Source organism: Pseudomonas sp. R1-18 (assembly GCF_051132095.1).
GTDB lineage: Bacteria > Pseudomonadota > Gammaproteobacteria > Pseudomonadales > Pseudomonadaceae > Aquipseudomonas.
On sequence record NZ_CP071658.1, the window covers coordinates 435,747 to 451,761 of the forward strand.

Annotated in this window: 16 protein-coding genes; 3 read left to right on the forward strand and 13 right to left on the reverse strand. The window is 60.0% G+C overall.

Features of this window, described 5'->3' with window-relative positions; all coding sequences use genetic code 11:
• Nucleotides 1–4 precede the first annotated feature (4 nt).
• Both J3P77_RS01950 and J3P77_RS01955 read right to left on the reverse strand, forming a co-directional pair.
• Complete coding sequence (locus J3P77_RS01950) at nt 5–1,036, reverse strand: RHS repeat-associated core domain-containing protein (RefSeq protein WP_434679258.1); 1,032 nt, start codon at nt 1,034–1,036, stop codon at nt 5–7.
• A gap of 72 nt (nt 1,037–1,108) precedes the next feature.
• Nucleotides 1,109–2,011 (reverse strand): acyltransferase, encoded by a 903-nt coding sequence (locus J3P77_RS01955; protein WP_434679259.1) that lies wholly within the window; start codon nt 2,009–2,011, stop codon nt 1,109–1,111.
• Nucleotides 2,012–2,215: 204 nt separating this feature from the next.
• Here J3P77_RS01955 and J3P77_RS01960 point away from each other — a divergent pair, with 204 nt between their 5' ends.
• The gene (locus J3P77_RS01960) at nt 2,216–2,716 is read left to right on the forward strand and encodes an ATP-dependent zinc protease family protein (RefSeq protein ID WP_434679260.1); all 501 of its coding nucleotides are present in this window, start codon (nt 2,216–2,218) and stop codon (nt 2,714–2,716) included.
• A gap of 27 nt (nt 2,717–2,743) precedes the next feature.
• Here J3P77_RS01960 and J3P77_RS01965 read toward each other — a convergent pair whose 3' ends face one another.
• From J3P77_RS01965 to J3P77_RS01985, 5 genes are all read right to left on the reverse strand, one after another.
• Complete coding sequence (locus J3P77_RS01965; RefSeq protein ID WP_434679262.1) at nt 2,744–3,373, reverse strand: glutathione S-transferase family protein; 630 nt, start codon at nt 3,371–3,373, stop codon at nt 2,744–2,746.
• A 135-nt stretch (nt 3,374–3,508) separates the two neighbouring features.
• Complete coding sequence (locus J3P77_RS01970; protein ID WP_434679263.1) at nt 3,509–3,682, reverse strand: hypothetical protein; 174 nt, start codon at nt 3,680–3,682, stop codon at nt 3,509–3,511.
• Nucleotides 3,679–4,812 (reverse strand): PepSY-associated TM helix domain-containing protein, encoded by a 1,134-nt coding sequence (locus tag J3P77_RS01975; RefSeq protein WP_434679264.1) that lies wholly within the window; start codon nt 4,810–4,812, stop codon nt 3,679–3,681. The genes J3P77_RS01970 and J3P77_RS01975 overlap by 4 nt, the downstream gene beginning before the upstream one ends.
• A 270-nt stretch (nt 4,813–5,082) precedes the next feature.
• Nucleotides 5,083–5,796 carry a 3'-5' exonuclease gene (locus J3P77_RS01980; RefSeq protein WP_434679266.1) on the reverse strand — a complete coding sequence of 238 codons (714 nt, stop codon included), beginning with the start codon at nt 5,794–5,796 and terminating at the stop codon, nt 5,083–5,085.
• Nucleotides 5,793–7,727 (reverse strand): putative nucleotidyltransferase substrate binding domain-containing protein, encoded by a 1,935-nt coding sequence (locus J3P77_RS01985; RefSeq protein WP_434681834.1) that lies wholly within the window; start codon nt 7,725–7,727, stop codon nt 5,793–5,795. Before J3P77_RS01985 ends, J3P77_RS01980 begins: the two co-directional genes overlap by 4 nt.
• 234 nt (nt 7,728–7,961) lie before the next feature.
• On the opposite strand from J3P77_RS01985, the gene J3P77_RS01990 reads away from it, so the two are divergent.
• Complete coding sequence (locus tag J3P77_RS01990) at nt 7,962–8,408, forward strand: response regulator (RefSeq protein WP_434679267.1); 447 nt, start codon at nt 7,962–7,964, stop codon at nt 8,406–8,408.
• Between the two features lie 88 nt (nt 8,409–8,496).
• Here J3P77_RS01990 and J3P77_RS01995 read toward each other — a convergent pair whose 3' ends face one another.
• The 4 genes from J3P77_RS01995 to J3P77_RS02010 all read right to left on the reverse strand — a co-directional run bounded on the left by J3P77_RS01995 (nt 8,497) and on the right by J3P77_RS02010 (nt 12,897).
• Entirely contained in the window at nt 8,497–8,952 is a 456-nt protein-coding gene (locus tag J3P77_RS01995; RefSeq protein ID WP_434679269.1) for a hypothetical protein, read from the reverse strand.
• Nucleotides 8,943–9,869, reverse strand: coding sequence for a DUF6402 family protein (locus J3P77_RS02000; RefSeq protein WP_434679271.1), 927 nt, complete (start codon nt 9,867–9,869; stop codon nt 8,943–8,945). Before J3P77_RS02000 ends, J3P77_RS01995 begins: the two co-directional genes overlap by 10 nt.
• Nucleotides 9,870–9,874: 5 nt before the next feature.
• Complete coding sequence (locus J3P77_RS02005) at nt 9,875–10,459, reverse strand: PAAR domain-containing protein (protein ID WP_434679272.1); 585 nt, start codon at nt 10,457–10,459, stop codon at nt 9,875–9,877.
• Nucleotides 10,460–10,719: 260 nt separating this feature from the next.
• Complete coding sequence (locus tag J3P77_RS02010) at nt 10,720–12,897, reverse strand: malate synthase G (protein WP_434679274.1); 2,178 nt, start codon at nt 12,895–12,897, stop codon at nt 10,720–10,722.
• 241 nt (nt 12,898–13,138) lie between these two features.
• On the opposite strand from J3P77_RS02010, the gene J3P77_RS02015 reads away from it, so the two are divergent.
• Nucleotides 13,139–13,663, forward strand: a complete 525-nt coding sequence (locus J3P77_RS02015) for a glycine cleavage system protein R (RefSeq protein ID WP_434679276.1) — start codon at nt 13,139–13,141, stop codon at nt 13,661–13,663.
• A 221-nt stretch (nt 13,664–13,884) separates the two neighbouring features.
• On the opposite strand, the gene rarD is transcribed toward J3P77_RS02015, so the two are convergent.
• Together rarD and J3P77_RS02025 are read right to left on the reverse strand one after the other, a co-directional pair.
• Complete coding sequence (rarD, locus tag J3P77_RS02020) at nt 13,885–14,772, reverse strand: EamA family transporter RarD (RefSeq protein WP_434679278.1); 888 nt, start codon at nt 14,770–14,772, stop codon at nt 13,885–13,887.
• Between the two features lie 103 nt (nt 14,773–14,875).
• Entirely contained in the window at nt 14,876–15,850 is a 975-nt protein-coding gene (locus J3P77_RS02025; RefSeq protein WP_434679279.1) for a serine/threonine protein kinase, read from the reverse strand.
• Between the last annotated feature and the right edge of the window lie 165 nt (nt 15,851–16,015).

Genomic DNA, 16,015 nt, shown 5'->3' on the forward strand with positions numbered 1-16,015 from the left:
CGGGTTAGCGGGTGCCACCCATGCGAAGCGCTTGCCCGGTCGCGCGGAAATCGTGATCCTTGATTCCGGCAGAGAACGCTCCGCCATAATTGAATACGATGCCCACCAAAGCGCTGGGACTTCGCTTTTGCAGATACAAATTGATCCATGTCCCGGCCGCTTCGACATGGGCAGCGGTATTGCTGAGTTCGCCAGCAGCAACACTTTTTGCCAATTCAGCGTATTCCCGGGCATGAGACATCGAAAGGCCGCGGTCCCCATGACTGGCGAGATTGCGATTGACTGCATTGAGTTTCTCGATGAATGGGTTCTTGAGGCTCAAGGGGGCAATAGCGTCTTGCAGCGCTTGTCTGGCAGGTGACATGGGCGCAATCGGAGTAGGGTTGCGCGATAAAGCCTGAAACGTGGTACGCAGAATGCTGCTTTGCTGTGGGCTCCAGGCGGCTGCGATGTGGGTGCGGATCGCGAAACGCACTGTCGCTGCAACCTCCAGCAATTTCGAAACGAAGTGACCTGACGGGTCAGTACTGTTGACAGGATCACCCGAACAGTAGGCATATGCATTGATTCCGCCCTTGCCGAACGGGCTGAGGGTATCGGCGCTATTGAAACGCATCAGGACAGGATTAAACGCTCGCGCTCCGTTTCCCAGGAGGTAGTGCCCGGTGGTCGGATCGGCTTGCTGGCCGGTAAAGCCTGGCATCCCGGGCGCGCCTGCTGCCGGGTGTTGAACCCCGTAGGGCATATAGACATAGGATTGGGGTTTCAGATCTTCCATGCTGTGCAGAACAGAAGATGCCCTATCTGTCACCAGCAACGCATTTCTGGCTGCGCCTGCCTCGACCGTGCGCCAACCCAGTATCTGAGGACCCGCTCGAAAAAATCTCTGGTGGCATTGGCTTTGTACGGTAGAACTCAGTAGGTCAGAGAGATAGAAGTACCGAATAGTGAGCTGCCCGGCCGGAGTACGGCTCGCCAGTCGGTCTAGGGCGTCATAGTGATACACGATCGGCACGGCTGCCTGTGCGGTAGACATCACAGTATGCTCCATCATTGGCATGGAGGCAGTTTCAGCGGCTTATTGTGGGCTGTCTAGCTGTCAAAAGTGTCAGGTGTGCCCCCCTTTTTTTGATTCCCGCCGCAACTCTGCAATACGTGCGTTCTTCTCGATCCAGAGCTGGTTGACCCAGGTCTGGATCTTCTCGCGAAATACCGGGTCGTTCTCGTAGTCACCTTGCCATAGCGACGGGTCGAGCTCGCGGGTTCTGATATCGACGATGACTTCTGGGACCTGACCGCAGAGCATGTCCCAGAAACCCGGAATGCGGTTGCCCGGGTAAACCACCGTAACGTCGAGAATTGCATCCAGTTGCTCGCCCATCGCCGCCAATACAAAGGCGACGCCGCCCGCCTTGGGCTTGAGCAGGTCGGAGTAGGGCGAGGCCTGCGCGGCGTGCTTGGCAGCGGTGAAGCGCGTGCCTTCCAGATAGTTGACGATGGTCACCGGCTGGCGCTTGAACAGTTCGCAGGCCGCCTTGGTAATCTCCAGATCCTTGCCCTTGAGTTCCGGATTTCTGGCGAGGAATGCCTTGGTGTAGCGCTTCATGAACGGGTAATCCAGCGCCCACCAGGCCAGACCCAGCAACGGCACCCAGATCAGCTCTTTCTTGAGGAAGAACTTGAAGAACGGCGTTCGCCGGTTGAGCGCCTGGATCAGTGCCGGGATATCCACCCAGGACTGATGATTGCTGATGACCAGATAGGACGTATCGCTGCGCAGGCCTTCGTCGCCGCGAATGTCCCAGCGCGTCGGGATGCAGGTCGCGAAGATCAGCTTGTCGATCTCGGCCCAGGTTTCGGCAATCCACATGACGGCGCCTGAACAGCGGTCGCGCAGGCGACCCTTGAACAACAACTTGAGCAGTGCGAAAACCAGCAGCGGACCGATCAACACGAGCGTGTTGATGAGCAGGAGCAGGGTGACGAAACTGCCGGTGAGCACACGGCGCATAGAAGACTCTGAAGGGATCTGGGTCGGGTTCCGGGCCGGCAATGATAAAGATCCTCGCCAGCCACGCCAAATGCACAGGTGCTTACAAATGTTTCATGCGCTAACAATTTCGTGGGCGTGGCTTTTCGGTTCGCCGAACCAAAGGCTGCGCCGCTGTCTAAATTTCGCGTCATTCAGGCGCTGCCCCTCAGAGGAACCCATCACGTGAAACCGATACTGGCGCTTCTGTCTCTGCTGGCGTTGCCAGCCATGGCTGCTGACCCCACTTTGTACGGTCGTTACGAAAACATCAGCGTCCCCGAGATAGGCAAGACGTTCAAGGCCAAGATGGACACCGGTGCGCTGACCGCATCGCTGTCGGCCAAGGACATCGAACTGTTTCAGCGCGGCGGTGACGACTGGGTGCGCTTCCGTCTTGCTACCGAGGGCGCGGGCAACAAGGTCTACGAACACAAGGTGTCGCGGATCAGCAAGATCAAAGGCCGTTCCGACGGTGAAGAGGAAGACGAGGATATCGATCCGGTGAAACGCCCGGTGATCGACCTCGAACTCTGCCTGGGCGACAAGAAGCGCACCGTCGAGGTCAATCTGGTGGACCGCAGCCACTTCAACTACCCGCTGCTGATCGGCGCCAAGGCGTTGCGCGAGTTCGACGCGGCGGTCAACCCGGCCAGGCGCTATACCGCAGACAAACCCGATTGCTGATTGGCTGCGGCAGCTTGCCCCTGGCCGTCAGACGCGGGGTTGGGTCGCCAGCATCGAAGGACGCTGGCTGACCTCCAGATACCAACTGGCCAATCGCGGCCAGGTGCTGCGCCAGCCGAGTTCAGGCTGGCGGAAGTCCAGATAGCCAAGGGCGGCCGCGACGGTAATCGAAGCCACATCGAACGATGAGCTGAGCTCGGTGATGGCTTCCTGTTCGAAGTACGCGAGCGTGCGTTCGATTTTTTCCTGCTGATTCTGCAGCCACAGGTCCCAGTGTTTGTCTTCGGGGCGCAGGGCGGTTTCGTAACGGATCAGCAATGCCGCATCCATCAGCGCGTCGCCCAGTGAAGCCAGCGTCAAGCGTCTCCAGCGCGCCGAGCCTTCGCGAGGGATCAGCGGGTTGCCGACATGCTGGTGGTCCAGAAAGTCGAGAATCACCCGGCTGTCGTGGATCACATTACCGTCAGCCAGGCGCAGGGCCGGAAGCTTGCCGACGGGGTTCTCTGCGTTTAGCTCCGCCGAAGGGCTGACGGGCGTCAGCGTCGTGGGATGCAATGTAACCCGGTCGAGCTGGCCCGTTTCGTGGAGCAGCACGACCACTTTGCGGGCGAAAGGCGAGGCGGCATTGAAGTACAGCGTCATGGTGGGAGCTGACATGGATCTTCCTCGGGACGGGCGGATGCCTAGACTAGACAGCACAACGAGGCCGCGCAATCCCACCACTGTCCTGATTTCGAGCCATGGATGTTCGGGCTTTTTTGCGGACAGCGCGGAACGCTGCCCGGCCCGCGCCTAGCGAGCCAGCAGCCCTCTGATACCCAGCACCGCCGCAGCGCCCATGCCCAGCCACGCCAGCGCATCCCACCAGCCATCGCCCAGCAGCGCGGCGAACAGGCCAGCCGCGGTGAGCAGGCCGATCAGCGTGGGGACGGCGAAAGTTTTGCGCGTTGTCCGGCGCTTGCTCATTGCGTGACCTGCACCCTGGACGTCGCAGCCGAGACGGGCGCGCGGCGTCGGACCCACCACAGGTAGACCCCGCTGCCCAGCACGATGATGGTCAATACGTCGAGCACGGCCCAGAGGATCTTCATTGGCATACCGCCGTAGTCACCGAAATGCAGCGGCTGCGACATGCCAAGAGCGTCCATGTACCAGGGGCGCCCGACCACCGCAGTCACTTGCAGGGTCCGGGCATCGATCAGCACAGGCGTCGCCAGATGCGCGGTCAGATGAGTGTCGCCTTTGAGGAATACAGCGTAATGGTGCTCGCTGGAGAACCGCGTACCCGGGAAGGCAATGAAATCCGGCTCCATGCCCGGTGCCACGCTTGCGGCGATGTCCAGCAAGCGGTCGGCAGGGGCGCGCTGGGTCAGCGGCGGTGCGTCGCGGTACGGAGCGACCATTGCGGCCAGCGTATCGTTGCGCCATGAAGCGATCAGCAGATCGGCGCAAGCGCTAATCACGCCGGTTACGCCGACCACCAGTGCCCAGGTCAGCGTCACCACGCCGATCAGGTTGTGCAGGTCTAGCCATCGTGTGCGTCCTGATCTGCCGGCGCGCACGGTGCCGAAATCGAGTTTGCGCATGAAAGGCGCGTACAACACCGTCCCCGAGACGATCGCCACTATGAACAGCAGGCCCATGAACGCCAGCAGCAGCTTGCCCGGCAGTTCGGCGTACATGTCGACATGCAGGCGCAGCATGAACATCATGAAGCCGCCGTTGGCCGACGGCATTTCCAGCGCTTCGCCGGTGCGCGCATCGAGTGCGAAGGTGTGTGATGAATTGGGCTCGGTGCCTGCCGTGGCGGCGGTAATAGCCATGACGCCGTTCGGATCTTCCTCGTCCCAGCCGAAGTACTGCATGACCTCGCCCGGGCGATGCGCTTCGGCGGCTCTGACCAGCTGCTCCAGATTAAGGCGCGGCGTGTCGGCGGGCATTTCCCGATAGTGAGGCGCGTCACCCAGCAGATGGTCGATTTCATGGTGAAAGATCAACGGCAGGCCGGTAATCGCCAGCATCAGCAGGAACAGCGTGCAGATCAGGCTGCTCCAGGTATGGACCACCGACCAGCGGCGCACGGTTTGGCTCTTCATCGTCATATCCACAGGCGAAAGGCATATCGCGGGGGCGCTACTTTAATCCAATCAGGCTGTCTGTAGCGAAGAGGCCAGTGCAGATGATGGATCTATCGAACCCTGTACCGGCCCCTCGCCAGCAAGCTGGCTCCCACGAGATCGCAGCGCATTGCAATCGTGTAGGAGCCAGCTTGCTGGCGAGAGCTTTGACCAGGCGATAAAGACGGGTGATCCAAGCTGGCTTCCATAAGGACCGCGGTGTGCGCTGAACTTGTAGCGAACACGGAATCAGAACGAATGCGACTGCTTGCGTCTGCGCCATTGACCGAGGCGTTCTTCGAGAGCGGCCGGGCTGTCGAGCTGCTGTTTGCGCGCATGGCTGAACAGGATCAACGCCAGTTCTGCGGTCACCAGCGCGTCGGCACTGGCATTGTGGCGTTCCTCGGCATGCAGGCCGAAGAACCGCGTCCAGTCGTCCAGCGCGGCATGGCGCAGGTTGGCATGCTCGAACAGCATTGGCGCAATTTCCGCGACATCGAAAAAAGGATGCTGCAAGCGGTAGTCCAGGCTGTCTTTCAGCGCGCGGGCCAGCATGTGCTGATCGAATGGCGCGTGGAACCCCAGGATCGGGCTGCTTCCCACAAACTCCATGAAGTCCAGAAACGCCTCGACCGGTTCACTGCCCGCCGCGATAGCACTAGGCGCCAGCCCATGAAGCAGCACCGCTGGACTGACCTTGTTATCGACGCGCAGAATCGTGCGCTCGAATTGCTGACCCAGATCGATGGCGCCATCCTCGATCACCACGGCGCCTATCGACAGCACCTGATCACGATTCATGTTCAGGCCACTGGTTTCCAGATCCAGAACCACCCAGCGTTGCTGACGCAACGGCTGGTTGCTGAGCCTGGCGCACTCGGGCAACCGGGCAACACGCTGACGCTGCAGCTCGTCCAGCGGGGTTTTCTGCGGTCTGGGACGCAGCCAGTCGAACAGTTTCATAGCTGATAGCGCAGCGACAGGCTGGATTGCAGGCGCTGGGCCTGGCGAAACGATTCGCGCAGGATACGTCTGTCCAGATGGTTGAGCGTGTCCGGATCGATCCGGTTGGAATAGGGCAGATTCTGACGGCTCTGCAGCTGATGCTGCTGCATGCGTGCCTGCTGAATGAAATGGTAAGCCTCTTCATAGGCCGCGCCGTCCAGTGGATCAACCACCTCGCGCTCCACCAGCTGGCGCAGGCGCTCAAGGGTATTGATCGCGCCGATACCATTGGCCAGCGCCAGCAGCCGGGCGCCGTCGACAAAAGGTGTCAGGCCCTCGGTCTTCAAATCCAGCGTGTCTTTTTCCGCGCCCTTGCGGGCCAGCACGAAATCCTTGAAACGCCCTACAGGTGGTCGATGACGCAAGGCATTTTCCGCCATCATGCGCTGGAACAACCGGTTGTCACCGACCTGATCGAGGATCGAGCGGCGCAGCTGCTCGACGCCGCCTTCATCGCCCCACACCACGCGCAGGTCGAAGTAAATGCTCGACGCCAGCAGGTTCTCGGGCGTGGCTTCCCGAATGAAAGCCGCGAAGCGTCTCGACCATTCCGCGCGTGACAGGCAGAGTTCGGGGTTGCCCGCCATGATGTTGCCCTTGCACAGCGTGAATCCGCACTGCGCCAGAACCTGATTGATGCACTCGGCAATCGGCAGCAGCAGGCCACGTATTTGCGCCGCATGCGCAGCGTCCCGGGCTTCGAACAGAATGCCGTTGTCCTGATCGGTATGCAGCGTCTGTTCACGCCGGCCCTCGCTGCCGAAGCACAGCCATGTGAACGCGACCCCGGGGTCGCCTTTTTCTTCCAGCGTCAGCTCGATGACCCGGCACACGGTGTGATCGTTGAGCAGCGTGATGATCTGGGTAATCTGGGTCGACGACGCGCCGTGGGCCAGCATCCGGTCAACCAGTTGCACGATGTCGCCACGCAGGTTGGCCAGCGCCTCGATGCGCGGAGCATTGCGAATGGTGCGCGCCAGATGCACGAGATCGACCCGTTGCAGGGAAAACAGGTCGCGCTCGGACACGACGCCGCACAGACGCCCGTCGCGCACCAGACAAACGTGAGCGATATGGCGACTGGTCATGGCGACGGCTGCGTCGAACGCGCTGGCGTCAGGGCTGAGAAAAAAGGGTGAATGACTCATGCGCAGGCGAATCGGCTGGGCGAAGTCGACATTCACATCGGCAACTGCCTCGCGCAGATCGCGCAGGGTAAAGATGCCCAGTGGCGCCTGCTGCTCATCGATGATGACAATGCTGCCAACCTGCTGCTCATGCATCAGCTTGACGGCCTCGCGCATCGGCGTCTCGGGGCTGCACATCACCGGATGCCGCATGGCCAGCTCGCCCAGCCGGGTATTCAGCGAATACTGGGTGCCGAGGGTTTCCGCGGCGCGTTGCTGTACCTGCTGGTTGACCTGATCCAGCAGACTGCTGACGCCACGCAGGGCAAAATCGCGAAATACCGTGGACAGCGCAAACAGCTTGATGAATGCCTGCTTGTTCAGTTGCAGGCAAAAAGTGTCTTCGGCTGCCAGGTGCTCGGTTCGGGTGGCGCGTTCGCCCAGCAAGGCTGCCAGCGGAAAACATTCGCCCGCGCTGATCTCGAAGGTGGTTTCGGTGCCGCCTTTGGCCGAATGCGGCCGCTCACCCACGACTTGCCCTTGTTTGACGATATAGAAGTGTTCGACAGGGCCGTCGGCAGGTTTGATGATGCTCTCTTGCGCGGCGTAGAAACGCAGCTGGCATTGCTCGACCAGATACGCCAGATGAGCATTTTCCATCTGGTTGAAAGGCGGGTATTTCTGCAGGAACTGCATGGTTCCGTGGATGTTCTGCAGTACTGCCGTCTTGCCTGCCTGGGTGAAAGCATCTGCCTTGCTCATGGCCTTTACCGCGTTTTTGTTATTGGCGTTCATGGTCGGTCGCTTCCGATGCAGTGCCCATTGGACGTAAGTCTTACGCGTGCGAAGGCTTTCCGACGCGGCTCAGTTGTGTATAAGCTGTTTCGACAAGCGCACCGGATGGCGCTTGAACTCTGGCCAGGATGCCGACGAAATGCGCCGCAGGTTTACGTACCTTTGCGGTCAGAATGAAGTCCAGGGAAAGATGAGACCGTAATGATCGACCATGACATCCTGAGCGATGAAGAGCGTGACGCCTTGTCTCAGGTCATGCTGCAAGCCGGTTGCGATGCCCCGCAACGTGTCCTGATCGTCGATGACGACAGCGACGCCCGCGAGCTGCTGGCCGAAATTCTCAGCCTCAATGACATCAGTTGCCTCACTGCATCAGGCGGCGACAGTGCCATGCAACTGCTGCGCACACGACAATCGATCGGCCTGTTGATCACCGACCTGCGCATGGCACCCTGCGACGGCCTCGACCTTATTCGTCAAGTCCGGGAATCGGACCAGGCGGGACTGCCGATCATCATCGTCTCCGGCGACGCGAACGTGCGCGACGCCATCGACGCGATGCACCTGAGCGTCGTGGACTTCCTGCTCAAACCACTCAATACCAAGCAGTTGGTGAAACTGGTCAAGCGGGAATTGGGGATGAGCTGAGTGCATTGTTCCCGCAGACGAAACCGCTGTGGGCTCGCAGCCTTGATGCGCTGCGAGCAGGTTTGGTGGGTGGCCTGAGGATCTGCTACTACTTGCCGGACAGTGAATGCGCGGGCTGATCGCCAATGCAGTCAGCGGAGTTTGGGCCTAGATAGATCATGCCAGCGTACACGCCGGGTCTGGATCTATCGCCCCAAAAGATGCCATTGCCTCCCGAACGACCAAAGTCATAAATTTCGCTTTCACCAAGCTGAACGCCGCTTCTGTTGTCATACAAGCGGTCAAAGCCAGGCTGTATCCAGTTAATGAACCACTCCGGTTCGGATTGCTTATCAGGAGTAGTCCACGGATGAAGAAACGTCGGCATCACCCAGAATGGTTTGTAGCTGTCGATTCTGTAGCATTTTCCCGGGCTGATGATCGCCCCATCGATTTTTTCGGCCAGTCCTTTTTCCCACCAGCGCGAAGCGGCCCACAGGCTGATCGCGATAATTACGTAAGCCGTAGCGAGCAAGGCCCGTCTTGAATGAGTGCTCATGACCATTGGGTTAGCTCAATCTTCCGGTCGACTGTTCTCCAGAGTACGTCCGAATAAACGATGAAATCTCCGCCGTGTTCGTGTTTGCTACGAAACTTTCGGAAGTCGCTATTGGTTACTACAGCGAACGGACCTTCTTTCAGGCGCAAGATAACTTGCCCGTGCGCTGTCACGCTCATTATGGTCTCAGCTTTAGTTAAGACTCGATCCTCTGTCCAGCTGCCTAAGTATTGAAAGCCATTGAAATCATAATGATCGCGTATATAGAATCCGGCTTTTTCTATATGGAAAACATGACGTGATTGTTTGGTGGTAGCATTTTTTTCTTCTACAGTGCTTCCTATAACGCCAATTTTCAGTGTGGCCGATCCAAGCGCGCCATACATGTCGTCTAAGACATCCCATGCCCCGCCAAGGCTTGCGATATTTACCTGAGAAAGCCCGTCCATTTCCCGAGCTGATAAATGGCTGTGGCCTAAAGTGAAAGTGCCGGCCCCATCCCATCCAGCGCTTTTGAGCCGTTCTTTCAAAAGGCCGATGGCTGGGGCGCTGGCCAACCTGGTCTCTACTGACGCTACCGCGTCTTTGCAGCGATCGAACTTCATTGCCCAGTCCATTTTCACAATGGTCTCGTCGCACACTTCCGGGCGTAGTGTCACCGGCTCCGGTTTTGTTTTATCGCGCTTCCACTCCTCCGGCATCTCCCACGCCGGGCTGTCGAACCACCTTTGCATCAGCGCCGCCGCCGTGTGCCAGCCCATGTTGCGCATGGCGGCGGGCAGGCGGGTTAGGGCCAAGGGCTCGACGATGACCTCCTTGGGTGGCGTGTCGGTTGGGGCGTAAGTCTGCGAGGTTGCCTGTGGCAGGGCGAACAGGGTATCGGGGCCTATGGCATTGGTGCGTTGAAAATCACTCAGGGACATGGCGGTTACTCCAGAACAGGTGACGGGGCGCTAATGGCTATGTCCAGGGAAGCGGGGCCTCTGCTGCCTTGCCGCGGGCTCCGGCCTTCGCGATCAAGCACGCCTCGGGCGATGCACTGGCCGTCTTGCAGCAAGACGTAATTGAGGTGGCCGAGCGGCAGACGTCGAGTGCTGATGAACTGGAAGCACTCATTGCAATGGATGTCGCTGGGCGCGGTCCAGGTTGTGGCCGCAGGCGCTGCCGCCAAAGGCTGGATAAAAGCCTGGCCGGTCGACGACTCGGTCTCGCTGGGTGAGTAAGCCGCAACGCCCATGGCCGCAGGCTGACCGTCGATCCAGAAGCAGCTTTGCTGCTGTGAGATCAGGCGGGCTCCGCAACTGGTCAGGTCGCCTTCGATGGCGACCGGATGGCCCTCCACCACGAAGTGGTTCTGACCGGTGACGATGCGGGTCGGGCCATGCAATGGGCACAGCACCTCGCAGCCGATGTGGGCAACGGCAACGTTATCGATGAAAAAGGTTTTCGCGCCACTAATGACGCTTCCTCCATGGTCGGTGATATCGCCGATAACGATGGCAAGATGATTCATGTGGCTCTCCCTGAGTCCTGTTCGATGCACCTGCGATCACGCGTTCGGATGAACGGAGCGTGGCGGGTTAAGAATGAGCGGAGGGAGAAATAGCACTGGCGGACGCAGGCGAATACGGCGCGGGAGGGGGGCAAGGCAATTAAAGAAAGGTCTTACGACAATCTGTTGCGTTTCTTGTTTGTTGGTTGATTTGTTCTTACAGGATGCGGCCGAATGACGCCGACCTGTGGGAACGCCCCTCGGGCGCTCCCATAGATACATCAGCTTGCGAACCGGGCCTTGAACTCTCGGCGTCGACGGTGCAGCACCGGCTCGGTGTAGCCGTTGGGTTGTCGGGCGCCTTCGATGACCAGTTCGACCGCAGCCTGGAATGCGATGTTGCTGTCGAAGTCCGGAGCCAGCGGACGATAGGCCGGATCGTTGGCGTTCTGCCGATCCACTACCGTCGCCATGCGCTTGAAGCTTTCCAGCACCTGGGCCTCGCTGACCACGCCATGACGCAGCCAGTTGGCCATGTGCTGGCTGGAAATCCGCAGTGTGGCACGGTCTTCCATCAAGCCGATGTCGTTGATGTCCGGGACCTTGGAGCAGCCGACGCCTTGGTCAATCCAGCGCACTACGTAGCCGAGGATGCCCTGAGCGTTGTTGTCCAGTTCGTTCTGGATCTGCTCTGCCGTCCAGTCCGTCGCGGGTGCAAGCGGAATGGTCAGGATGTCGGCGACCGACGCCGGCGTGCGCTGGGCCAGTTCGGCCTGACGGGCGAACACATCGACCTTGTGATAATGCAGGGCGTGCAGCGCAGCGGCAGTGGGCGATGGCACCCAGGCCGTGTTGGCGCCGGACATCGGGTGAGCGATCTTCTGTTCGAGCATCGCCGCCATCAGGTCGGGCATGGCCCACATGCCTTTCCCGATCTGGGCACGACCCGGCAATCCACATTTCAACCCGATATCGACGTTGGAGTTTTCATAAGCGGCGATCCACGGCTCGGCTTTCATCTGCGCCTTGCGCACCATCGGGCCGGCTTCCATCGAGGTATGGATTTCGTCGCCGGTGCGATCCAGGAATCCGGTGTTGATGAACACCACTCGCTCGCGTGCCGCCTGTATGCACGCCTTGAGATTGACCGAGGTGCGACGTTCCTCGTCCATGATCCCGACTTTGAGGGTATTGCGCGGCAGGCTGAGCACCTGCTCGATACGGCCAAACAGTTCGTTGGTGAAGGCGACTTCTTCGGGGCCGTGCATCTTGGGTTTGACGATGTACACCGAGCCGGTACGGCTGTTGCCGCGTGAGGTCGTGCCGTCGAGGTTGTGGACGGCGGCGAGACTGGTCAGCAGGCCGTCGATGATACCTTCCGGCACCTCGTTGCCGTGCCTGTCGAGGATCGCATCGATGGTCATCAGATGGCCAACGTTGCGGATGAACAACAGCGAGCGGCCATGCAGAGTGACTTCTTCGCCCTCGGGCGTGGTGTAGACGCGGTCGGGATTCATGGTGCGCGTGAAGGTTTCGCCGCCTTTGGTCACCGACTCGGCGAGATCGCCCTTCATCAAGCCCAGCCAGTTGCGGTAGACAAGCACTTTGTCGTCGGCGTCGACCGCGGCGATGGAGTCTTCGCAATCCATGATGGTGGTCAGCGCGGCTTCGACCAGGATGTCCTTGACGCCCGCCGGGTCGGTTTGCCCGACAGGGCTGGCCGCGTCGACCTGGATTTCGAAATGCAGACCGTTGTGTTTGAGCAGTATTGCGAACGGCGCCGAAGCTTCTCCCTGAAACCCGATCAGTTGCGCGTCATCCTTGAGACCGGTATTGCTGCCGCCTTTGAGGCTGACGACCAATCGGCCATCGATCAATTTGTAGGCAGTGGAGTCGGCATGGGAGCCCGCGGCCAACGGCGCGGCTTCGTCGAGGAAGGCGCGGGCGAAGGCGATGACCTTGTCACCGCGCACCTTGTTGTAACCCGAGGCCTTTTCGGCACCGCCTTGTTCGCTGATGGCGTCCGTGCCGTAGAGCGCGTCATACAGCGAGCCCCAGCGCGCATTGGACGCGTTGAGCGCAAAGCGCGCGTTCATGACCGGCACCACCAGTTGCGGGCCGGCCATGCTGGCGATTTCTTCGTCGACGTCCTGCGTGGTGATCTGAAAGTCCGCCGCTTCCGGCAGCAAGTAACCGATTTCCTGCAGGAACGCCTTGTAGGCCGATGCATCGTGCGCCTGGCCGGCCCGTGATTGATGCCACGCATCGATTCTGGCCTGCAGGTCGTCGCGTTTGGTGAGCAAGGCTTTGTTTTTCGGTGCCAGGTCATGGATCAACTGATCCGCGCCAGCCCAGAAACCGGCTGCGTCGATGACAGTGCCGGGGATGGCTTCGTTCTGCACGAAGTCGAACAGGACTTTGGCGACCCGCAGGTCACCGACTTGAACGTACTCGGTCATTGCTATTGCCTCACTCTGCTCAGCAGGGGCGAGCTCACTCAGGGAGCGCTCTGTTATTGGTCTTGGATTATGTAGTGCGCGCCGCGGAATACTACATGAGGCTTGTCAGCGTGAAAATGCTTCTGGATATGTCCTTTCGCGACCATGCGCATCCGGCCAGCCAGCACGCCGCTCTTGCCTATACTTGCTCGACATTCGTCAGTTTCGCTGGCGGTGCCATGATCAGAAGAGGATATCGAGCGTGGAACATCTCGTCGTTACAGTGGTTGCTCCAGACAAACCCGGCCAGGTCGAGCGCATCGCCGATTGCATTGCCGTTCAGGGCGGCAACTGGCTGGAAAGTCGCCTGTCACGGCTTGCCGGCCAATTCGCGGGAATCCTGCGGGTCAGCGTTCCACCCGATAACAAAAATGCCTTGATCGATTCGCTCAACGCGCTTGCGGCTCACGGCATCCGGGTGTTGCTGGCGGAGAGCAGCGTGGACGCTGAGGCCGATAGCCGCTGGAAACCGATCAGCATGGAGTTGGTAGGCAACGACCGTCCCGGCATCGTGCGTGATATCACGCGGCTGCTGGCCGAGCAGGGCGTCAACGTCGAGCGACTGGTTACAGACGTCACGCCAGCGCCCATGAGCAATGAGCCGTTGTTTCATGCGAACGCCACGCTGGGGGTGCCCGTCGACCTGCTGCTAGACGACTTGCAGGCCCGACTCGAAACACTGGCCGATGACCTGATGGTCGAACTGGTCCTGCGTACGGATCTTTGAGCCGCTGAAGGGTTATCCAAGGTATCCGTGCATCCGCCTGTGGATAAGCTGGGGGAATAGCCTTGCAGACCGCAATACATAAGGGCTTGAAGCTTCTGATCAAAAAATGATCAGCGAGCAGGCTTGTGCACAATTAACATGAGCCTGCTTGTGGATAACCTTGGGAGAACGCTCTGCAGGCCAAGAGAATAAAGGCCTGCAGAGGTTTGTGCGTTTTTTGATCAGCCCCTGCGGCGCAGGTTTACCCAGGCATCGACGCTGTAGAGGGCCAGACCGGCCCAGATGAATGCGAAGGTGATCAGCGTGCTCGTGCTCAGGTGTTCTCCATAGAACGCCACGGCAAGCACCAGCACCAGGGTAGGTGCCAGGTATTGCAGGAAGCCAAGCGTCGTGAACGGCAAATGGCGGGCGGCGGCGTTGAAACACACCAGCGGTATCAGCGTGACCGGGCCGGCAGCCGCGAGCCACAAGGCTTCGGTCGTGGTCCAGAAGGCGGGCTGCGCACTCATCGCCATCGGATTGAACAACAACCACGCCAAAGCCAGAGGCACCAGCATCCAGGTTTCTACAACCAGGCCGGGCAGCGCCGCGACCGGCGCTTTCTTGCGGATCAGCCCGTAGAAGCCAAACGTCAACGGCAGCACCAGCGACACCCACGGCAGACTGCCGACGTGCCAGACCTGTTGCGCCACACCCGTGGCGGCCAGCACAACGGCCAGCCATTGCATCCGCCGCAGGCGTTCGCCCAGCAGCAACATACCCAACAGCACGTTGATCAGCGGGTTGATGTAGTAACCCAGGCTGGCTTCGAGCATGCGCCCGTTATTGACTGCCCACACGTAGACCATCCAGTTGGCCGCAATCAGCGTACCGCTGAACGCAAGCACCGCCAGCCGTCGCGGGTTGTCGCGCAACTCGCGCCACCAGTTAGGGTGCTTCCACACCAATAACAGCAGCGAACCGCACAGCGCCGACCACAACACGCGATGGATGATGATTTCGAGCGCAGGGACGCTGGCGATGGCTTTGAAGTAGATGGGGAACAGCCCCCAGATGATGTAAGCGCTCAGGCCAAGAATGTAGCCGCGGCGCAGGTTGGCAGTTTGCATGGGTCGTCCTTGCAGCAAAGATTATCTGTCTGTTTCAGGTCTGGTTTTTATGGTTGAAGCGCGGTGCGACACATGCGTTGCACATGCCGCGGGGTCGGGCGGTTCAGAACAGTTTGAGCGGCTCCTCGTTCAAGGCCGAGAGTTGCTCGCGCAGCGCCAGGATGTGGTCGCCCCAATACCGTTCGGTGCCGAACCAGGAAAAGCTGTGCGGGAAGGCCGGATCGTCCCAGCGCCGCGCCAGCCAGGCGCTGTAGTGCATCAGGCGCAGGGCGCGCAGCGGTTCGATCAGGGCCAGTTCGCGCGGATCGAAATCGTGAAATTCGTTGTAACCGTCCATCAGCTCAGACAGCTGGCCCAGGCATTCCTGGCGGTCGCCGGCCAGCATCATCCAGATGTCCTGCACCGCAGGCCCCATGCGACAGTCGTCCAGATCGACGATATGGAACATTTCGTCGCGACACATCATGTTGCCGGGATGGCAGTCGCCGTGCATGCGGATGTTGGTGTACGGGGTCGACGCATAGGCGTCTTCGACACGCTTGAGCAGGTCGCGGGCCACTGACTCGTAGGCCGGCAGCAGGCTGCGTGGAATGCATTCATTTTCCAGCAGGTAGTTGACCGAGTCGTGTCCGAAGTTTTTCACCCCAAGCGCTTCGCGATGCACGAAGGGCCTGGCCGCGCCGACTGCATGGATACGGCCCAGCAACTGGCCGAGGCGATACAGCTGATCGAGGTTGCCCGGCTCGGGCGCACGGCCGCCGCGTCGTGGAAACAGCGTGAACCGAAAGCCCGCATGCTCGAACAGCGTCGCGCCGTTGTGCACCAGTGGAGCGACCACCGGCACCTCCACCCCGACCAGTTCGGCAGTGAAACTGTGCTCTTCGAGAATCGCCTCGTTGCTCCAGCGCTGCGGACGATAAAACTTGGCGATCAGCGGCTGACCGTCTTCGATACCGACCTGATAGACGCGGTTTTCATAGCTGTTGAGCGCCAGGACGCGGGCATCGCTGAGAAAGCCGATGCTTTCCACGGCGTCGAGGACGAGATCTGGAGTCAGTGTTGCGAACGGGTGAGCCATGCGTACTCCTGCGCGCGGCAGGTTGCCGCGTCGGACCGCAGATGGTAACGCACCCGGACCGGGGTTCGGCAAATAGCCGGCGGTTAATTACTCATGGAGCTACGGATTGGCTGTCACGAAACAGTCATCGACCGGTCGTGGGATCGCCATGTTGCTCGGCTAATG

What these genes read in the sequence shown, in the direction of transcription:
- J3P77_RS02005 (WP_434679272.1), bottom strand. Translation starts at nt 10,459, where the DNA reads ATGAATCATCTTGCCATCGTTATCGGCGATATCACCGACCATGGAGGA.
- J3P77_RS02025 (WP_434679279.1), bottom strand. Translation starts at nt 15,850, where the DNA reads ATGGCTCACCCGTTCGCAACACTGACTCCAGATCTCGTCCTCGACGCC.
- J3P77_RS01955 (WP_434679259.1), bottom strand. Translation starts at nt 2,011, where the DNA reads ATGCGCCGTGTGCTCACCGGCAGTTTCGTCACCCTGCTCCTGCTCATC.
- J3P77_RS02010 (WP_434679274.1), bottom strand. Translation starts at nt 12,897, where the DNA reads ATGACCGAGTACGTTCAAGTCGGTGACCTGCGGGTCGCCAAAGTCCTG.
- J3P77_RS01985 (WP_434681834.1), bottom strand. Translation starts at nt 7,727, where the DNA reads ATGAGCAAGGCAGATGCTTTCACCCAGGCAGGCAAGACGGCAGTACTG.
- rarD (WP_434679278.1), bottom strand. Translation starts at nt 14,772, where the DNA reads ATGCAAACTGCCAACCTGCGCCGCGGCTACATTCTTGGCCTGAGCGCT.
- J3P77_RS01975 (WP_434679264.1), bottom strand. Translation starts at nt 4,812, where the DNA reads ATGAAGAGCCAAACCGTGCGCCGCTGGTCGGTGGTCCATACCTGGAGC.
- J3P77_RS01950 (WP_434679258.1), bottom strand. Translation starts at nt 1,036, where the DNA reads ATGTCTACCGCACAGGCAGCCGTGCCGATCGTGTATCACTATGACGCC.
- J3P77_RS01980 (WP_434679266.1), bottom strand. Translation starts at nt 5,796, where the DNA reads ATGAAACTGTTCGACTGGCTGCGTCCCAGACCGCAGAAAACCCCGCTG.
- J3P77_RS01970 (WP_434679263.1), bottom strand. Translation starts at nt 3,682, where the DNA reads ATGAGCAAGCGCCGGACAACGCGCAAAACTTTCGCCGTCCCCACGCTG.
- J3P77_RS01965 (WP_434679262.1), bottom strand. Translation starts at nt 3,373, where the DNA reads ATGTCAGCTCCCACCATGACGCTGTACTTCAATGCCGCCTCGCCTTTC.
- J3P77_RS01990 (WP_434679267.1), top strand. Translation starts at nt 7,962, where the DNA reads ATGATCGACCATGACATCCTGAGCGATGAAGAGCGTGACGCCTTGTCT.
- J3P77_RS01995 (WP_434679269.1), bottom strand. Translation starts at nt 8,952, where the DNA reads ATGGTCATGAGCACTCATTCAAGACGGGCCTTGCTCGCTACGGCTTAC.
- J3P77_RS02000 (WP_434679271.1), bottom strand. Translation starts at nt 9,869, where the DNA reads ATGTCCCTGAGTGATTTTCAACGCACCAATGCCATAGGCCCCGATACC.